We start from the raw sequence: 18,980 nt of genomic DNA on the forward strand, positions 1-18,980 counted from the left end.
TTTACATAGCAAACATACAAGCATGCTGAGACAGACAGCAACCCTTGGACGCGGACCAGCGCCGCGCACATGCGAGATGACGTGACGTGCGCAGAAAAGGGCCCTGGTAACCGGGGCTGGCCATCGGCCGGAGGTGCTGGTCGGCGCGGCGTTCGTAGCCTCTCGAAGGTAAGGACGTCGCGTCCAGGGAAACGGATGACATGGAAGGCGTTACCGGCACCAAGAGGGTGCGTGTTCCCTAGAAAATCCTTCCCTATGCGGGACCTTGGTCCTGCTCCGTGGGCGCTTCGCGCTCTTCCCCGCTCCCCTGCCCTCGAAGAGGAGAGACGAGAGGCAGGGGTGAGACCAAGTCGAACGCCCTCATCTCATGCGGGATGGCGTTAACAGGGCCAACAGCCCATACCTAGGCCCAGGGGAACACTCCGTGTACTGTGACCGCATGGATGCCCGCGAGCAGAACGCCGCAGAGGGACAGCAGGTCACCGCCGCCGACATCGCGCGCCTGGCCGGTGTCACCCGTGCCGCCGTCTCCAACTGGCGGCGGCGCCACGACGACTTCCCCGCTCCCACCGGCGGCACCTCCTCCAGCCCGCTATTCGAACTGGCACGGGTCCGGGACTGGTTGAAGAGCCAGAACAAGGTGGCTGAGGAGTCGCGGGAGGTCCGGCTGTGGCGCACCCTGCGCGGTGACTACCCGGGACACATACTCAAGGGTCTGGCCGACGTCGTCGAGTACCTGGGCGGGCGGTCCCCGGAGGCTCTCAGCGGGGACGCCGCCGAACTTTCCCGCGTCCTGGCCGAGGAGACCTCGCCCGGTCAGGTCAGCGCCGCGCTCGCGGCGAGGTTCCTGGACTCCGGCGCGAGGTCCGGTACCCCCTTCGGTTCCACTCCTCGGCTGGTCCATGCGATGGTCGCCCTGACCGATCCGGAGGCGCACAGCGTCTTCGACCCCGCCTGCGGGATCGGTTCCCTGCTGCTGGCCGCCGGGGGCCCGGACGCACAGCGCACCGGGCAGGAACTGGACGAGGACGCGGCCCGCCTCGCCCGCGCACGTGCAGCCCTGGAACGCGGGGCCGAGGCCGACGTCCGCGTCGGCGACTCACTGCGTTCGGACCAGTGGTCGGGGCACCAGGCCGAGCTGGTGGTGTGCGACCCGCCGCCGCCCTCCACGGACTGGGGGCGCGAGGAACTGCTCATGGACCCCCGATGGGAGCTGGCCCTGCCGCCCAGGGCCGAGGCCGAGCTGGCCTGGCTGCAGCACGCCTACGCGCACACCGCTCCCGGCGGGCAGGCCGCCGTGGTGCTGTCCACCTCCTGCGCCTACCGGCGCACCGGCAGGCGCATCCGCGCCGACCTGGTGCGCAGAGGGCTGCTCACCGATGTCTTCGCTCTGCCCGCGGGACTGGCCGCCGCGCATTCCCAACCGGTTCACCTGTGGCTGTTGCGCCGGCCCCTGAACGATTCCGACACCGCGTCCACAGTACGAATGTGGGATCTGACCTCGCTCGATCCCGACGGGCCGTGGCAGCTGCCGGATGAACTGCGTGCGGAGGTCGCCCTGATCGACCTGCTCGACGAGGAGGTCGACCTCAACCCGGCCCGGCACGTGGGCCCCGACCTGAGCCAGCTGCCCTCGGCCTTCGCGGCCGCACGCGCGGAGCTCGACCGCCTGACGGAGGAGCTGCGGACGACCCTGCCCGAGCTCACGGCCGGGGCCGCCGAGCCCTTCGACGCCCAGGTACGGGTGGCCGACCTGGTCGACGCGGGGATGGCCGAGGTGGACGGGGAAGCCCTGCGGTCGGTCAGCGACCAGGTGGACACCGACTTCCTCCGGGGGTTCCTGCGCAGTCCGGCCAACAACCGCCGTTCCACCAGCGCCAGCGGAACCTTCCGCACCGACGCGCGTGCCGCGCGCATCCCCAAGATGGGTGTGGAGGAGCAGCGCCGCTACGGCGCGGCGTTCCGCTCCATAACGGAGTTCGAACGCCGCGCCAAGGAGCTCTCGGCCCTGGCCCAGAAGACCGCCGACCTGGCCCGCGAGGGCCTGACCAGCGGGGCGTTGGGCCCTGATGGAATGGCGGACGACACCGACGAGTAACACGGACAAGTGCGGCCGCTGGTCACGCGAGCCCCTATACCTCGTCCACGCTCCGGGCCTGGCCCTCGCGGTGTTCTGCCTGGTCAGCCGCCGTTCGCACTTCGACCACGCCGGAGGCCTCTTCGGCGGCCCGGCCACTGAGGGGTGTTGACGGCCGCTCCCTGGCGGTGTCGCCGGATCCCGTTTCGTCTGGAATCGGGATACCCAGCTTTAGCTCGTAATCGGCCTGTCGGAGCACATCATGCCAACTGGCGGTGGATAGAACCTCCACAGGCCCGGCGCAGCCAAGGCGCACACATCGACCGCCGGAAGCGGTGATGACCGTGAACCACTCACCCTCCACCTCCTCATCGGTGATCGTGGCACCGACGGCCTCCAGGAACGCGCATCGGCGCTCCCTCCGTCGCCGACGTTGGCGCCTTCTGCGCTCAGCGGCCCCGCGGGAGGGAACACCTGCCTTGACCTGAGCCCACGTGCGCTCGGCATGGCTGGTGCCGTAGCCCGCCACGGCAGTCAAGTCCGGCGTGATCACCGCGTAGTAACCCCTCGCGGCCATGCTCAGCCAGCCTCCCCCGCTCCGGCTCCAGCAGCCCATGGCGGTGAAGTCCTCGACCATCGTCTTGAGGGCGGATTCGGCCTGGGCACGGGTGAAGCCCCTGTGGGCCTCCAGGAAGGCGTCGACGGCGCTCCGGGTGACATCCAGGGTCGCGATGTCGTAGGAGTCCAGGGGGCGCGGCTCCGGGTTCACCGGCGCGTTGTAGTGGGGGCCGCTCCGGGCGAAGCGGACTGGATCGGGAACGGGCGTGGTATAGCCGGGACAGTCGTCATCCCGGCACCACCCGTCGGCGTGGTCGGTGGGGTTGGCGCAGCGCACGCCGTTGGACAGGTAGCGCATGCAGGTTCGAGGACGAGGGTTCCGTATGAGACGGGCGAGGCCTCGGGGGTCTGCCATGGTGTTCTTCTCCGTTCTCGTGGACAGTCCGGCCGTGACCGCGTGGGCTCCGTGTCGCCGACGACAGGACGCGGGCCTGCATCAATCGGTGTTTCGGAGCAGGGAGGAGAGCAGACGGTTATCGGATTCTCGTCGCCCCCTTCTTCTCTTCAATCACGCACAAAAACCATTAGCGCACAGCTAGTAGTCAATCCCATCCGTTGACAACGCTTTCAGGGTAGTCATAGTTTGGTGATGCTGCCAGGTTGAACCCGTTTCCCTCTCCCATCAACCCTTGGAGAACGGCCGTGTCCCCCCAATCACGCGCGCCCTCGGCCAGAGGCCATCCGCTGACCGAGGAATACGAGCTGCTCAGAGAATGGGAGGGCCATTGGCGCCCCGAGTTGGAGAGGGTGCGACGGGTCTTCGAGGTCGACGCCTCCACCAAGGACCTCACCGCGGTCGCCCGGGCGCTCGGGCGCAGTTTCTCCTGGCACTTGGGCGGCACAGGCGAGGAAACCGTGGAACGCTGGCCTGCCTGCACCGTCATGGCCACTGTGAAGGTCGCCGTGGACAGCTACCACGAGGGGCTCTTCTGGGAGGACCTGTGGACGTTCCTCGGTGTTCCCGGCCCGCACCAGAAGCGGCGGATGTGGGGTGAGGAGTTCGTCAGGTCGTTGAGACTTACCGGCCTGGACGCCGATCTCGGAAAAATTCTGGCCATGCCCAGGAAGAAGTACGTGAACGCCGCGCTTCTCCACGCGGGGGTGCCGACCTACTGCCTGGACGACCTGTTCAATCTGCTCCTGGAATGGCGGCAGCAGTTCACCACCGCCCACACCGATCACTTCTTCGACTGGGTCTCCGAGGTCAGTCGACGCATGGATTCGCTTGACGTGCCCGCACGCACCTTCCTGCGAGAGAGCAGGGAACAAGCCGAACGCACACTGGACCGTTGCGTCGACCTGCTCGACCGTCTAGCTTCCAACCCCTCCGATGGAAGGGCCTGGGCAGAGGCCGGTCTTCCCGAACGGTTCCAACGCCCGGCCCTCCAAGCGCTGGTTCGTTACCAGAACAAGGATCTCCAACCCCTGGCGCATACCGATGGCCCCCACCTGCGTTTCGCACCAGGGCAGAGGGAGATCCACCTCGTTCTCCCCCCGCAGTGGTCGACAACCCCCGACAACACGGAACAGCTTGCTCCCACCGACCGCGCGCGGAGCGTTCTTCCGACCGTCCTCACCCTCAGCGATCCCCTCAAGGAGACCCACCTCATCGGAGCGGACGGGGAGAGAAGGTCATACGGACCGATCCGGGCCGAAGACGAGAGGTTACTCGCCTTCACCCGACAGGGCAGAGCGGTCTCACTCGACCGCGACGTCCTCCCCCAGACGTTGTGGCTACTTCACCCTCGCGCCTCACTCGACCTGTCCGCCCAAGCGTCGGTCGTCCAGCAGGAAGACCTCGCCCACAGCTGGTACTGGTGGGAGGCATCGCTGGTGGACCTTCCACCCGGTAGCTGGTTCGGCTCCGGTCAGGGCCTCGTCCACCACGTCGCCAGTGCATCAGCCCCACCTCCCGACGTGACGTTCTCCAACATGCTGCCGGGAACAAGGGACTCCTGGGGAGAACCGGTCTACGCCACGCGCCCCGCGGTGTCCCCGCCCTCCGTCGGCGCCACCGGGTGGACGGTCCAGGTCTTCGCACGGGACAAGGAGGCCGCCGAGCCTCTGACCTTCCACAAGCTCGCCAAGGACTCCACGATCGACCCCTTGGCGCCGTTTCCCCACCCCCAGGTCGGTTCCTTCACCCTGCGTGCCCAACGTCCGAATGAGAAGCCCCACGAGTGGCACTTCAGTCTGGCCGAGAGTGTGACGGTTTCTCACGAGCCCCGTCTGCGTCTTTTTGAGAGCCTTGGGCTGGAACCCGCGCGCACCCGGCTGACGTGGCCCAAGAAATTCAAGGGGACCGACGGGGCACTCGGCTACGGTCCCGGAAGAACGGACCACCCCGTTCGATTCGAAGGGCCCCGCGGGGAGTTCTCTTTCCAGGTAGAAGCCCCCTACCTGCAAATGGCCTTCTCCGGCACGGGAGAGCACCACTGGCGTGCCGGAGCAATCACACTTATTCCCGAAGATCTGCGTGAGCAGGGTGATCTGTTGATCCGGCGCTCGGACAGGGACACCAACTGGGGAAACGTCTCACTGATGCTGCTCTCCCCCGAAGGGGACCTTGTCCAAAGGGAACAGCCTCGCAGTCAGCAGGGGAGCATCCTGGCCTTCCCCCTACCCCGCTTCACCGAGGCGGCGCAGGCCTACCACGAGGTAACCGTCGAACTACAGATCGACGGGAGGACATGCCGGGTCGCGCACGTTCGTCCCGAGCCGCTGGCTTCGAAGGCACTCTTTGGGGACGACGACCGCATACGGCTGTACGGCACACCAGCCGGTGCGGAACTCGTCGCCACTCTGTACCAGGAGCACGCACCCTGGCGCGATCCCGTCGTACTTCCCGTCCGTGACGGCCATATCTCCACCGAAGAGCACTTCGAAATCGGCGGCTCCATACGTATCCTTCTCCGTATTGACGACCCGTGGACAGCCTCCCCACGCCCTCCGGTCTGGCCGGAATCGAAGGATGGCACCATCCTGGTCTGCGACATACAGGGGCGTCCCAACAGCGGTGACCACGAGGAAGACCTCCTGTGCACCTACCTGAGCGGCAGGAGCATCCGTGTCTCTCTGGCCCAAGTGCTGGGCGGCGCCAACACGGCACGTGTGTGGTCGGCCCTCTCCCGTCTGGGACCCGACGCGCCCGCCGAGATACGTAATCGGCTCTGCGCCCTGTTGGAGAGGATTGCCCTGGCCCCGGAAGGAGCCGTGGCGGACTACGCGGCTGCCTCCCACACCCCAACCTCGGCGGTGTGGGCCCTGATCCTGTGCGGAGCGGCGAGCACCCTGCCCCAGACACGCACCGACGAGCAACAGCTGACTGCTCTGTGGGAGCACAACCCCGTGGCAGCGGCTCTGCTGTCGCGAAATGCGATCAGAATGGCGTCCCCGTCCTCCGCTCTGGACACCGCAGTCCGCGAAGCGGTGGTGAGGCGGTGCGGCCCCACAGCCGACTTCCTGCTCCGGGGGGTGCCCAAGCCCCGGCCGACACCACAAACAACCAGCGAACACGTCGGTGTGTCCCCGGCGAACCAGGAACTATTCGAAGCACTCCGTTGCGCGCCCAGGTCACGGATCGGTCTCCTCGACTCGGCGGTGGAGCGGCTGGCGGTGGAACGCGCCACCCACCTCGACGCCTCCCTGATCAAGAAGCTGGCCGAGCAGGGTACGAACGTGTTCTCCAGGATCCACGACATGTGTGCTCACCAGGACACACGCTCCGCCAAGACCCTCACCCAGCTCCTGGCCCACCGTAGCGCGCTCTGCCCCGAATCCACCCGCAAGCTTCCGGCGCTCTCCTTGGCCCTGGCAGTAAACGCCCGTCTGGCAGCGCGTCCACCGCGTCCGGCGGCCAGCGTCCACATGGACAACCAGTACCGCCCTCTGTGGTCCGACCTGGCGCGGGCCATGCCGGAACTGATCACCATCGACCTCGTGCTGGCAGAGCTCACGATCACCGGACTCGAACGGGCCCAGCTGCACTAGAAAGCAGAGACCATGGCCACTCCCGCCAACGCGATCAACCCGATCGAGGTCAGTGACCTGATCAGCTCCACCTACAGGCGCTACCTGCGCTCACTCATGCCGCTCCGTGACCCGGCGCTGGATGCAGCACTGCGGGAACAGATCGACACCAGCCCCCTGTTGAGCAAGGGACCGCTGCTGGAGGTCACGCCGCCCTACGCCACCGGTGCGACACCGCGCCAGCTGATCGAGGAGGGTGTGCTCTCCTCCGGCTTCGCCTCTCCCAGCGGGCCTCGCATCAGCCTTGACCGCCGCCTGTACGTCCACCAGGAGACGGCGATTCGCAAGGCCAAAGCCGGACGCAACCTCGTCGTGGCCACCGGGACCGGTTCGGGAAAGACCGAGAGCTTCTTGGTACCGATCCTCAACGCCCTGGAGGAGGAGCGCGAACAAGGCACCTTGAAGCCGGGGGTACGAGCGCTCCTGCTCTATCCGATGAACGCACTGGCCAACGACCAGCTCAAGCGGCTGCGTGAGGAACTGCTGACCGACAGCCCTCACATCACCTTCGGCCGCTACACCGGGGAAACCCGGGAGCGGGAACGGGACGCCCTGGAGCAGTTCCGTAAGGTCCACGGCACCGAGCCCCCGCCCAACGAGCTGATCAGCCGGGAGCGGATTCGCGAGAACCCGCCTCACCTGTTGCTGACCAACTACGCGATGCTCGAGTACCTGCTGTTGCGCCCCGCGGACCTGGATCTGTTCGAGGGAGTGCACGCCGGGCAGTGGAGGTTCATCGCCCTGGACGAGGCACACGTCTACGACGGTGCCAAGGCAGCCGAGATCGCCATGCTGTTGCGGCGTCTACGCGATCGAGTCGCCCGCGGCCAGGAGTTGCAGTGCATCGCCACCAGCGCCACTGTCGGTGATGACCCAGCCAAAGTCACGACGTTCGCCCAAAACCTGTTCGAGGCCCCCTTCGAATGGGACAGTGACGACTACGGCCGACAGGACCTGGTGACCGCCACACGCCGCTCTCCCAAGGACATCTCCGCATGGGGTCCGCTTCCCCCGTTGATCTACCAGGAACTGACGAAGGCGGAGGATCCGGGGTCGGCCCTGCGCGGGATAGCCGCGTTCCATGGTGTGGAACCGGGTGAGCCGGCGGTGCTCCTAGCGGGAGAGACACGTATGCGCATGATGCGCGAGGCTCTGGCACGAGGCCCGCGCACGCTGGAAGACCTCGCTGCTGAGGTGTTCGCGAACGATCCGGAACCGCTGGATCCCCGCGATCAGACCGAAGTCCTCGCGGCACTGGTGGCCTTGGGCAGTCGTGTCCACGACACCAGTGGCAATCCCTTGCTGTCGGCGCGCTACCACCTGTTCACCAGGGCCACCGACGGGGCGTTCGCGTGCCTAGACGGTGACGAGCCGCATCTGTCCCTTGCCAGACACGAGAGTTGTGAGAAGTGTCAGGCTCCGACGTTCGAGCTGGGATCGTGCCGCCGTTGCGGGGATGTTTACCTGGTGGGGTCTGTACACCAAGAGGGAAGCGGACCCAAGCGGTTCCTTCCTCAGCGTTCTGTCCACGAGAAGAAGGTGTGGCTCCGTCTGGGGTCCGCCGTGGACGTGGTGGACGATGACGAGGAGATCCTGGGTGAGGAGGCGGCCAAGGTCTCCTTGTACAGCGAGTACCTGTGCACGGCATGCGGTTCGCTCTCCAGCAGCCCTCACAACGCGTGTGTCGAGGGCTGTCCGGGACGTTCCCTGCGTGAGGTACAGCGGATCAGTTCCCGCGGTACCGCCACCGAGCGTTGCCTGAACTGCGGTGCTCTGGGCAAGGACACCGTTCTGCGCTTCCAGAGCGGCAACGAGGCGGCCGTGGCGGTGGTGGCCACCGCTCTGTACCAGTCGCTTCCCGAGGACGCGGATCCACGGGTGGCGGACCAACCTGGTGGCGGGCGCAAGCTGCTGATGTTCAGTGACAGCCGCCAGACAGCGGCGTTCTTCGCTCCCTACCTCGGCAACACCTACAAGGGGCTTTTCCGGCGCCGCCTCATCATGCAGGGGATACAACGGTTGGGCGAGGTCGAGGGTGGCCTGTCGGTGGAGGATGTCGTCGACGCCACGGTCAAGGCCGCGACCCGGGCCGAGTACTTCAAGGACCGCACCTCTCACCTGACGAAGACGAACGAGGTCGGCCCGTGGGTGATGAGCGAATTGGTCTCCAACCGTGACCGCCAGAGCCTGGAGGGACGCGGGCTCGTCCGGGTTGAACTGACGCGTCCGCGAGGCGCCGAGGTGCCGCAGGCGTTCACCGACTTCCTGGGCCTGTCGGAGGAGGAGGCGTGGAACCTGTTCGGGGAGCTGGTGCGCAGCGCCCGCCAGCAGGGAGTGCTCAGCATGCCCGAAAACGTACCGCCCGATCACGAGGACTTCGCGCCCAGGCTCGGCCCGTTCACCATGCGCGACATCGGCTCCGATCGCAGGCGCAAGGTGCTCAGCTGGTCACCGACCGCACGGACCAACGGCCGCCTCAACTACATGGAGCGCCTGTTCACTCGTCTCGACACCAAGGTTGAACCGCGGCTAGCACTGCAGAAGGTGTGGGAGTTCCTGCGCGACGTCCCCGACGGCTGGCTGGCGCAACGGGGAAGCCGGAACCGCTTGGAGGGACCCACTCGCCAGGTGGATCACACCTACCTACAGATTTCCCTCGTCGGCCGAGGTGACACGGTGTTCCGATGTGGCTCCTGTATGCGCATACATCCGGTGTCGGTGCGCGGTGTGTGCACGACCGTCAACTGCGACGGCACCCTGGATCCCGTCCGGGCCGAGGAACTCGACAGAGGAGGTGACCACTATCGCGCCCTCTACCAGGAGCTGAATCCCGTTCCACTCCGAGCCGAGGAACACACAGCCCAATGGTCGTCCGAGAAGGCCGCGGAGGTGCAGCAGAAGTTCGTCTCGGGTTCGGTCAACGCCCTGTCCTGTTCCACCACCTTCGAACTGGGAGTGGACGTGGGCGAACTCCAGACGGTGCTGATGCGCAACATGCCGCCCACCACCGCCAACTACGTGCAGAGGTCGGGTCGTGCCGGGCGACGAGCCGCTTCCGCCGCGCTGGTGGTCACCCACGCGCAGCGCCGTTCGCACGACATGTTCCGCTACCAGGAACCGGAACAGATGATCAGCGGGAATATGCCCACCCCCTACGTCCCGCTGACCAACGAGAGGATCGACCGCAGGCACGCGCACTCGGTGGCTCTCGCCGCGTTCCTCCGGCACTGGGCACTGAATGGCGGAGAGACCTGGTCGAAGGTGGGTGCATTCTTCCATCCCAAAGGAGAGAAAGCCCCGGTGCACCGGGTAACCGAGTTCCTGGATCCGGTGCCTCAGGAGGTCACCGACGCACTGCTGAGAGTCCTTCCCGAAGAGGTCTCCAAGGAGCTAGGCGTTGGGAACGGGGCGTGGGCGACCGTGCTCACCGACATGCTGGAAGAGATCCGGCAGGAAGTCATCAATGACATCGACCACCTGGACCAACGCCGTCGAGAGGCCGCCGAGAAGGAGCGGTACGGACAGGCCCAGCAGTTCGCCAAGACCGTCAGGACCATCCGGGATCGTGATCTGCTGAACTTCCTCGCCACCCGCAACGTACTGCCCAAGTACGGCTTCCCTGTGGACACCGTGGAGTTGCGCACCAGCCACACCGGGGACGTTGTGGGAGCGGAGCTGGAACTGGCGCGTGACCTGACAACCGCGATCCACGAATACGCGCCCGGTGCCCAGGTGGTCGCAGGAGGCAAGCGGTGGACCTCTGCCGGGGTGTACCGGATGCCAGGCAAGGAACTCGTGGAGTTCCACTACCGCCTGTGCGAGACCTGCGGCCACTACGAGGACTCGTCAGAGAAGCTGGAACCGGTGTGCACCGCATGCGGAGAAGCACCACGCAGGGCACCGAGTGTGTACAGCATCCCCGAGTTCGGCTTCGTGGCGGACAGCAAGACATACGCCGCGGGGACCACCCCTCCCGAACGCGTGTGGCACGGATTCACCCAGGTGCGGAAGTTGGCCGCGGAGCCGGAGGAGTACACGTGGCCGACGGCGGGAGGAGGGAAGGCCAGGTGCCAGGCTGGGAGCCGCGGTCAGCTGATCGCCGTCTCCGAAGGGCGGCACGGGGGCGGGTACTACCTGTGCCGTTGGTGCGGGTGGGGTGAATCAATCGCTTCCAACCGCCCTCCGGCATCGCACAACAGGCCTCTTACCCAGCAGCCGTGCCAGGGGCGTCCCGAGAAGCGTTCCCTGGGACACCAGTACGAGACCGACCTGCTGTCGGTAGCGTTCGAGGGGCCGTTGAATCTGGGCACGGTGGACGAGGAGGTACGCCAGTCCCTGCTCTACGCGCTGTTGGAGGGGGCCTCGGCCGCACTGGAAATCAGCCGCGACGACATCGGAGGAACGGTTTTCCACAGCGACCGCGGGCAGAAGAGCCTGGTGTTGTTCGACACCGTCCCGGGAGGGGCCGGAGGTGCTGTGCGAATCGCCCAAGGTTTTCCCGATGTGCTGCAGGCCGCACACGCGCGCGTACACGACTGCGACTGCGGCGCGGAGACCTCCTGCTACGGGTGCCTGCGCAACTACCGCAACCAGAACGTGCACGACCTGCTGCGTCGTCAAGACGCCCTGCACGCGCTGGACCAGTTGCTCATGGTCTGAGGCGCCCCGGTCGGGCGCACTTCCACGTCGAAGTGCGCCCGACCGTCGGGCTGCGGTAGCGTCGGGCCAAAACCCCGGCGGGCGGGAGAGCTTGGAAGTATGACCGGCGCGGAACGCCTCCTGGACGGGCGCTACAGGCTGGGTCCGGCACCGCTCGCACGCGGCGGAATGGGCCAGGTCTGGGTGGGTCACGACACCCGCCTGGACCGGGAGGTCGCGGTCAAGTTCCTCCACTTCCCCGACGGCGTCGAGGACACCGACATGGTGCGCCGCTTCCGCCGGGAGGCGCGGATCACCGCCGGACTCCAGCACCCGGGGGTGCCCGCGGTGTTCGACACCGGCACCGAGGACGGACTGCCCTACCTGGTGATGCAGCGCGTCCACGGCATCGGCGTGCACGACCTGGTGGCCGAGCAGGAACGGCTCTCCGTGGGCTGGGCGGCGTGCGTGGCCGCGCAGGTGTGCTCGGTGCTCAGCGTCGCCCACCGGGCCCGCCTGGTGCACCGCGACCTCAAGCCCGCCAACCTGATCCTGGAGCCCGACGGCGGCGTCAAGGTGCTCGACTTCGGGCTGGCCGTGGCGCTGGGGCGTCCCGACATGTCGCAGATCACCCGGACCGGGCACACCCCCGGCACGCCCGCGTACATGGCTCCCGAGCAGTTGTTGAACGGGGAGAGCACGGCGCACAGCGACCTGTACGCGTTGGGGTGCGTGCTGTACGAGATGCTCACCGGACAGCGGCTCTTCTCCGCCTCCACCTCCTTCGGTCTGGCGTCCAAGCAGGTCAACGAAACGCCCCGCGACGTGCGATCGCTACGTCCGGACGTACCGCGGGAGGTCTGCGACGTCGTCACGGCGCTGCTGGAGAAGAAGCCGGAGGACCGTCCGCGCGACGCCACCGAGGTGTACGGGCGCCTGATCGGCTTCGTCACCGGCCTCGAACCGCTGCCCGGAGTCCTGCACCCGCCGTCGCTGCCCAGTCCACACCGGATGTACGGCACCGCGTTGGGACGCGTCTTCGGTCAGCCGTGACAACAGCTCTCCGATTCGGTGGGACCTGCCGATCCGTGTAACGACTGGACAACCGGAACTCGTGCCCACGCGTCTTCCGATGCGGGGGAAACTAGCGTAGGAAGCGCACAGCCCCAGCCCCTCCGCCCGTCCCGAGGATGTGCCGCCCCCGTGCACCGTTCCACCGCGACGCCACCGCCCGCTGCGGGCCAGGTGTGTCGGATGTGTGTGCCCGTGAGGTCTCCAGCATCCTCGAAGGCGGGCTCGTGACCCTCCCCGACCACACCCCCTGACGATGCTAGGAAAGCAGCAGTGGCACGACTCGCCCTCCACCGGGACTTCCTGCAGGAGTTCGCCGGACTCGAGAAGCCGGTCCGCGAACGCGTGGGGGAGGTGTTCGGCAAGTTCGAGAACGCCACCCACGCGGGTCTGCACCTGGAGAAGATCACCGGAGCCCGCGACGACCGTTTCCGCACCATCCGCATCGACCAGTTCTGGCGCGGGGTGGTGCTGGCACCGGAGAAGGGCGACACCTACACCCTTCTGCGCGTCCTCGGCCACGACGAGGCCTATGACTGGGCCAAGCGCCGCAAGGCGTCGGTGAACATGGCCACGGGCGGCATCGAGATCCGCGACGTGGCGGCGCTCGACGCCAGCATCCCGCACATGAAGCGCATGGCCGCGTCCGTGCCCGAGCGCCTCTTCGACCACGTCGGGGACGCCGACCTGCGCCGCCTGGGCATCGACGAGCACACTCTGCCCCTGGCGCGCGTGCTCACGGCCCCCTTCCAGCTCGACGCCGCCCGGGGCCTGCTGCCTCCGGTGCAGTGGGACGTGCTGTACGGCTTGGCGGCGGGGATGTCCCCCGAGGAGGTGTGGGCGGAGCTGGGCTCGGCGATCTCCGAGGAGATCGACCCCGATGACCTGGACGCGGCGGTCCGGCGCAGCTCCGACCGGGTGCTCCTGGTCGAGGGCCCGGATGAGCTGATGGCCGCCCTGGAGCACCCGTTCGACCTGTGGCGGATCTATCTGCACCCGGCGCAGCGGGCCGTGGTGGAGGCCTCGCACCGCGGACCGGCCAGGGTCAGCGGCGGCCCGGGCACGGGCAAGACCGTGGTGGCCCTGCACCGGGCGCACCGGCTGGCCCGCGGCGGGGGCCGGGTGCTGCTGACCACCTTCACCTCCACTCTGGCCGACTCCCTGGAGGGCTCCCTGCGGCTGCTCGCGGAGACCGACGGTACGGGAGACGCACCGACCGTGCTGGAGCGGGTGCGTGTGGAGCACGTGGACCGTCTGGCCAACCGTGTCTTCCGGGAGGAGCACGGCCTGCCCGAACTGCTGAGTCCACAGCGGGAGCGGCGGTTGTGGGAACAGGTGCTCGACGGTCTGGGTCTGGACCTGCCGCCCGCCTTCCTGGCCGAGGAGTGGCGGCAGGTGGTGCTGGCCCGCCGGGTGGAGACGGCCGCGGAGTACCTGGCGGCCAAGCGCACCGGGCGGGGCCGCGGGCTCTCGGCGGCGAAGAAGGCCCAGGTGTGGCAGGCGGTACAGGCCTTCCAGGACCAGTTGGCCGCCCAGGGCCTGTGGACCTACGAGACGGTCGTCGAGGAGGCGGCGCGGCTGCTGGAACAGCGCGTGGACAAGCCCTTCGACCACGTGGTGGTGGACGAGGCCCAGGACCTCTACCCGGGGCAGTGGCGCCTGCTGCGCGCCTCGGCCGCGGAGGGATCCGACGACCTGTTCATCGCCGGCGACACCCACCAGCGCATCTACGGCCCGCAGGTCAGCCTCGCCGAGGTCGGCGTCAACGTACGTGGACGGTCATCGAAACTGCGCGTCAACTACCGCACCACGGCCCAGATCCTCGGCTGGAGCCTGGGATTGATGCACGGGCAGGCCGTGGACGACATGGACGGCGGTCTGGACTCGGTGGCCGGTTGCCGTTCGGAGATGCGCGGCGCCGACCCCGTCCTCTCCGGCTTCGTGACATGGGAACGGGAGCTCCAGCACGTGGTGGAGGCCGTGCGCTCCTGGACCGAGGCCGGGGTCCTGCCCTCGGAGATCGGGGTGGCCGCCCGCTCCAACCGGAGCGTGGAGCAGGCCGTGGCGGCCCTGACCGAGGCCGGTGTCACGGCACGCGCGCTGTCCAAGAACAGCAAGGCGGGTGACGCGGTCGCCGTGGGCACCATGCACCGGATGAAGGGCCTGGAGTTCCGCTGCCTGTCGGTGGTGGGCGTGGGCGGTGACCAGCTTCCGCTCGCCAAGCACGTGACCCCCGCGGACGAGGACCCCGGGGCGCACACCCGCGATCTGCTGCGCGAGCGCAGCCTGCTGTTCGTGGCGTGCACGCGCGCCAGGGAGCAGCTGCATGTGAGCTGGCACGGGACGCCCAGCCCCTTCGTCGAGGCGCTTCTCACCCCCTGAATCCCGTTCCCCAGACCTCAGAGACGAGAAAGACGACCCTTCATGGCGAAACTGTCCACGCTCCTCGACCAGATCGACAACGGGACGATCCTGCTTCCGGAGTTCCAACGCGGCTACGTGTGGAACCGCGACCAGGTACGCGGGCTGATGCGCTCGGTCTACCTCGGCCACCCGGTGGGCAGCCTGCTGATGTGGGAGACCACTCATGCGGAGGAGGCTGTGCAGGGCGTGGCGGCCGGTGCGGGTACGCGCCTGCTGCTGCTGGACGGCCAGCAGCGTGTGACCACTCTGTACGGCGTGATCCGCGGCGAGGCTCCGGCGTTCTTCCAGGGCAACGCACAGGCCTTCAGCGGCCTGTACTTCAACGTGGAGAACGAGAGGTTCACGTTCTATCAGCCGAGCAAGATGAAGGACGACCCTCTGTGGGTGGACGTCACCGAACTCTTCGGCCAGGGACCGGTTCCTTACCTCACCCGGTTCTCCGATGACCAGCAGAAGGCCAACCTGTACCTGAAACGGCTCAACCAGCTGAGCCAGGTCGTGGATCGGGAGTTCCACTACGAGAAGATCACCGGCGCCGACCAGACGGTCGACGACGTGGTGGAGATCTTCAACCGGGTGAACTCGGGCGGCACCAAACTGTCCAAGGGTGACCTGGCCCTGGCCCGGCGGTGCGCGGTGCAGCCGGGCATCCGCGAGACCATGCATCAGAGCATCGACGCCTGGAAGAAGGCGGGTTTCTCCTTCAGCATGGACTGGCTGCTCCGTAACGTGACGGCGGTCGCCACCGGTCGGGCCCTGTTCACCGCCTTGGACAACGTGGAGTCCGACCAGTTCTCCGCAGCACTCAAGAAGTCGGTCGACCACGTAGGCACCTTCCTGGACGCGGTGTCAGGGCGGCTCGGACTGGACCATGAGCAGGTACTGATGAGCCGGTATTCCTTCCCAGCCGTCTCACGCCTGCTGGAGCTCAACGAGGGTAGGTTCAGCGACGCGGCACACCGTGACAAGGTGCTGTACTGGTACGTACACAGCGCTCTGTGGGGCCGCTACGCCGGTTCGACGGAGACCTTCCTCCAACTGGACTACGACGCGGTGGCCGAGTCGGGTGTCGACGGGCTCATCCAGCGGTTGGCCCGGTGGCGCGGAGGAAACCTGGAGGTGCGCCCGCACGACTTCGCCGGGGCGACGCGGGGATCGCGGTTCTACCCCCTGCTGTACATGCTCACCCGGGTGCACGGCGCCCGCGACTTCGGCAGCGGTCTGGAGCTGAAGGCGGAGATGCTGGGCAAGTTGTCCTCGCTCCAGGTGCACCACGTCTTCCCCAAGAAGGTGCTGAAGGCGGCGCGCTACGACAACCGCCAAGTGAATGCGATCGCCAACTTCTGCTTCCTCACCCAGGACACCAACCTGGTGATCTCCGGTCGCGACCCGGAGGAGTACTTCGCCGAGGTGGAGGAGCGCCACCCCGGAACGCTGGCCTCGCAGTGGATCCCGATGGACCCGGAACTGTGGAAGGTGGAGAACTACCCCGACTTCCTGGAGGCGCGGCGGGAACTGCTGGCCGGGGCGGCTCAGAACTTCCTGGCCGGGCTGGTGTCCGGGGACAGCGCGCGGACGGCGGCCTCCGAGGAGCCGCTGCGACCGGTGCGGATGGTCAGCACCGTGCCTGACGACGCGCGATCAGTGCAGATCCAGGAGATGGTAGACGCGCTGCGGCGTCTGGACTTCGCCGAGCCGGAACTGGACACGGAGATCAACGACCCGGAGCGGGGCACGGTGATCGCCGAGGCGGAGGCGTTCTGGCCGGACGGGTTCCAGCAGGGGATGGGCAAGCCGGTGGTGCTGGAACTGGACCCGGACCAGGCCGACCTGCGCAGGCTCCAGGAACTGGGCTACGAGGTGTTCACGTCGGCGGAGGCGCTGTTGGGCTTCGTGGACCGGCTCGGACAGGACGCGGCTGGGGAGAGCGATGAGGAACCGGTGGAGGAGGTTCCCGCTTCCGACCCGGTGACCGCCGACTTCGGCCGGGCGATGCTGTCGGTCTACGAACGGGCCAAGACCGAGGCCGACTACACCGCGGCCTTCTTCCTGGGCATGCTCTCGGAACTGGGCCCGCTGGGCACCGCGCGCAAACTGCTCAACGCCCCGGCGGTCTCGGACGGGTTCGCGAACCTGTGGGAGCGGGGACGGCTGGACCTGACGGTGGAGGCGCTGGTGCTGCGCCCGGAGTTCTCGCCGCTGTTCACCGACGAGGAACTGACCCGGGCCCGGGCCCGGCTGGAGCAGTTCGGGTACCGCTTCCTCGACGCGGTCTGAGCCGGTCGGAACCGCGTGGAGACGACGGGTGCGCCGGACGGGAGGCTCCGTCCGGCGCACCCGGTCGGCGCCCGTGCGCGGGGCGTCGACCGCGCGGGAGACCTTACCGGGCGGGGCGCGCCCGTGTCGGGGCACCTCCTCCTCAGTACTGACGGAGCTCAGGGCGTGGTGGGTTCCCCGGCCGTGACCGGCTCGGCGCTCTCTAGGACGAGCATGTCGACCACCAGGGAGCGGACTCGGCCGTCCTCGGTGCGGCCGATCCAGACCGGATAGCTGCCGTCTCCCCAGCCGCTCGGGACGACGGTCAGGTCGCCTCCGGTCCTCGGGTCGGGGAGCCGCCGGGACCACGGGCTCGTGTCCCGCGCCTGCTGGACGGGGTCATCGAGCGCCGCGAGGTCGGGATCGGTGCTGTTGGCCACCGCGTGGGCCAGCCGGAGCAGGTTGTGGTTGCTCCGGTACTGGTCATAGCGCTCATCGTCGGGAGACAGGCCGATCGCCTCCATGAAGGCGTCGCGCACGGCGGGGCGGAACTCAGGCCGGGCGATCAGCGCACGCGCGGTCTCCTGCCACAGCCGCTCCCTGTCCCTGATCGCCTGGAGTTCCTCCTCGTGCAGCCCGTGGAAGATGCGCTCGTAGGCTCGGAAGTCGTCGAAGAGGCCGGTGAAGTAGGGCAGGCAGGCCGCGTCGGTGATACCGATCTGCCCACCGTCCACGCCGACGCCGTAGAAGTGGTCCTCGTCCAGGTCGTGCGGGTCCTGCCCCGGACGCAGGGCCATCTCCCAGGAGGCGACCGGGAATGCTTCGAGGCTCCGGACGTCCACGCGCAGGGCCATGACGCACGTGGTCTCCTCGTCGCCGTCCTCCCCCAGGTGGAGCAGGGACAGGCGCGTCGGGTGCTCCCCCGGCGGGAGGGACACGGTGAAGGCTTCGGTGTCCTTGGCGAAGGACAGGGAGCCGGGGTCGTAGACCATGACCCGTCCGGTGGGCAGGTTCACGGTGCCGATGTCGCGGACGGCCACCGTTCCCGTCCCGGGGTACCAGGAGCTCGTGAACCGGGTTCCGGGACGGAAGAGGTCGTCGACACGCCGGGGTGCGAGGGGACGCGGCGGTGTCCAGGGGGCCGCCACGGGAGCGCCGCCCGGTTCCACCGCGGCCTCGCTGAGCCGGAGTTCCCCCTCGGCGAGGACGGGGTGCGCCCGTAGGAGGGCGACCCAGTCCCCGAACGGCGGGGCGGGCAGCGTGACCACGCGGGCCAGTTCCGGGTCCGGGGCGCGGTTGACCGACATCAGGCCGCCGCCGTGCTGCGTCTGGTACCGGTAGAGGCCGCGCTCGCGGTTGAGCGTCTCGACCTTGACGGTCCAGCCGTCGCGCCGGTCCGGCATCGCTCCCCGTGGGGGCTGGTTCCACTGGAAGCCGTGCGAGAGGAGGAGTTCTCCGTCTCCCTCCGCGCGGGTGTAGCGGTGGTGGGTGTGGCAGCGGCCCTCCGCGTCGAACAGCCAGATCCCGCAGTGCCGGTCGGCCCAGGAGATCTCCAGGAGGACGAGCGGTGCCGCGTCCGGGGTGCGGACCAGGACGGCGTACTGTTCACCGGCCCCGTCCCGGGCGCGTGCCGTCGCCGTGTCCAGGAGGCCGACCGGCGCGGTGGCGGCGGGGTTCCAGCCCTCGCAGTAGACGACTTCGAGCGGGGTGGGGGTGGTCGGCATGGGGGCGTTCCTCGTGTTCGGGGGGATGTGCACGAAGAACGTAACGGACACGGATGACGTTTTCTGCACATCTCATCCGCACCTGAACCCGGGCCGATGAGTTCTGTCACTCCGGACGGTCACTATGGGCAGGAGACGACAGC

At 67.9% G+C, this 18,980-nt stretch carries 8 protein-coding genes; 6 read left to right on the top strand and 2 right to left on the bottom strand.

Annotated elements, in window-relative coordinates; translation table 11 throughout:
* The first annotated feature begins 439 nt into the window (after positions 1 to 439).
* On the top strand, positions 440 to 2,098 hold the full coding sequence (locus UIS43_RS07315) for a class I SAM-dependent DNA methyltransferase (RefSeq protein WP_370012878.1): 1,659 nt from the start codon (positions 440 to 442) through the stop codon (positions 2,096 to 2,098).
* Between the two features lie 34 nt (positions 2,099 to 2,132).
* Here UIS43_RS07315 and UIS43_RS07320 read toward each other — a convergent pair whose 3' ends face one another.
* A complete protein-coding gene (locus UIS43_RS07320; protein ID WP_370012880.1) occupies positions 2,133 to 2,993 on the bottom strand; it encodes a hypothetical protein in 861 nt (286 codons plus the stop codon).
* Positions 2,994 to 3,442: 449 nt separating this feature from the next.
* On the opposite strand from UIS43_RS07320, the gene UIS43_RS07325 reads away from it, so the two are divergent.
* The 5 genes from UIS43_RS07325 (at position 3,443) to UIS43_RS07345 (ending at position 17,134) form a co-directional block, all read left to right on the top strand.
* A complete protein-coding gene (locus UIS43_RS07325) occupies positions 3,443 to 6,685 on the top strand; it encodes a hypothetical protein (protein ID WP_370012881.1) in 3,243 nt (1,080 codons plus the stop codon).
* A 12-nt stretch (positions 6,686 to 6,697) separates the two neighbouring features.
* The gene (locus UIS43_RS07330) at positions 6,698 to 11,383 is read left to right on the top strand and encodes a DEAD/DEAH box helicase (RefSeq protein WP_370012882.1); all 4,686 of its coding nucleotides are present in this window, start codon (positions 6,698 to 6,700) and stop codon (positions 11,381 to 11,383) included.
* A gap of 99 nt (positions 11,384 to 11,482) precedes the next feature.
* Positions 11,483 to 12,415: a serine/threonine-protein kinase gene (locus UIS43_RS07335; protein WP_370012884.1), complete on the top strand. Its 933-nt coding sequence runs from the start codon at positions 11,483 to 11,485 to the stop codon at positions 12,413 to 12,415.
* A gap of 291 nt (positions 12,416 to 12,706) precedes the next feature.
* The gene (locus UIS43_RS07340; RefSeq protein WP_370012885.1) at positions 12,707 to 14,815 is read left to right on the top strand and encodes a UvrD-helicase domain-containing protein; all 2,109 of its coding nucleotides are present in this window, start codon (positions 12,707 to 12,709) and stop codon (positions 14,813 to 14,815) included.
* Positions 14,816 to 14,857: 42 nt separating this feature from the next.
* Entirely contained in the window at positions 14,858 to 17,134 is a 2,277-nt protein-coding gene (locus tag UIS43_RS07345; RefSeq protein ID WP_370012886.1) for a DUF262 domain-containing protein, read from the top strand.
* Between the two features lie 158 nt (positions 17,135 to 17,292).
* Here the strand turns inward: UIS43_RS07345 and UIS43_RS07350 are convergent, their stop codons facing one another.
* Complete coding sequence (locus UIS43_RS07350; protein WP_370012887.1) at positions 17,293 to 18,837, bottom strand: DUF4241 domain-containing protein; 1,545 nt, start codon at positions 18,835 to 18,837, stop codon at positions 17,293 to 17,295.
* Between the last annotated feature and the right edge of the window lie 143 nt (positions 18,838 to 18,980).

The sequence above is a fragment of the Nocardiopsis sp. LDBS0036 genome (assembly GCF_041228755.1).
GTDB classification, from domain to species: Bacteria; Actinomycetota; Actinomycetes; order Streptosporangiales; family Streptosporangiaceae; genus Nocardiopsis; species Nocardiopsis dassonvillei.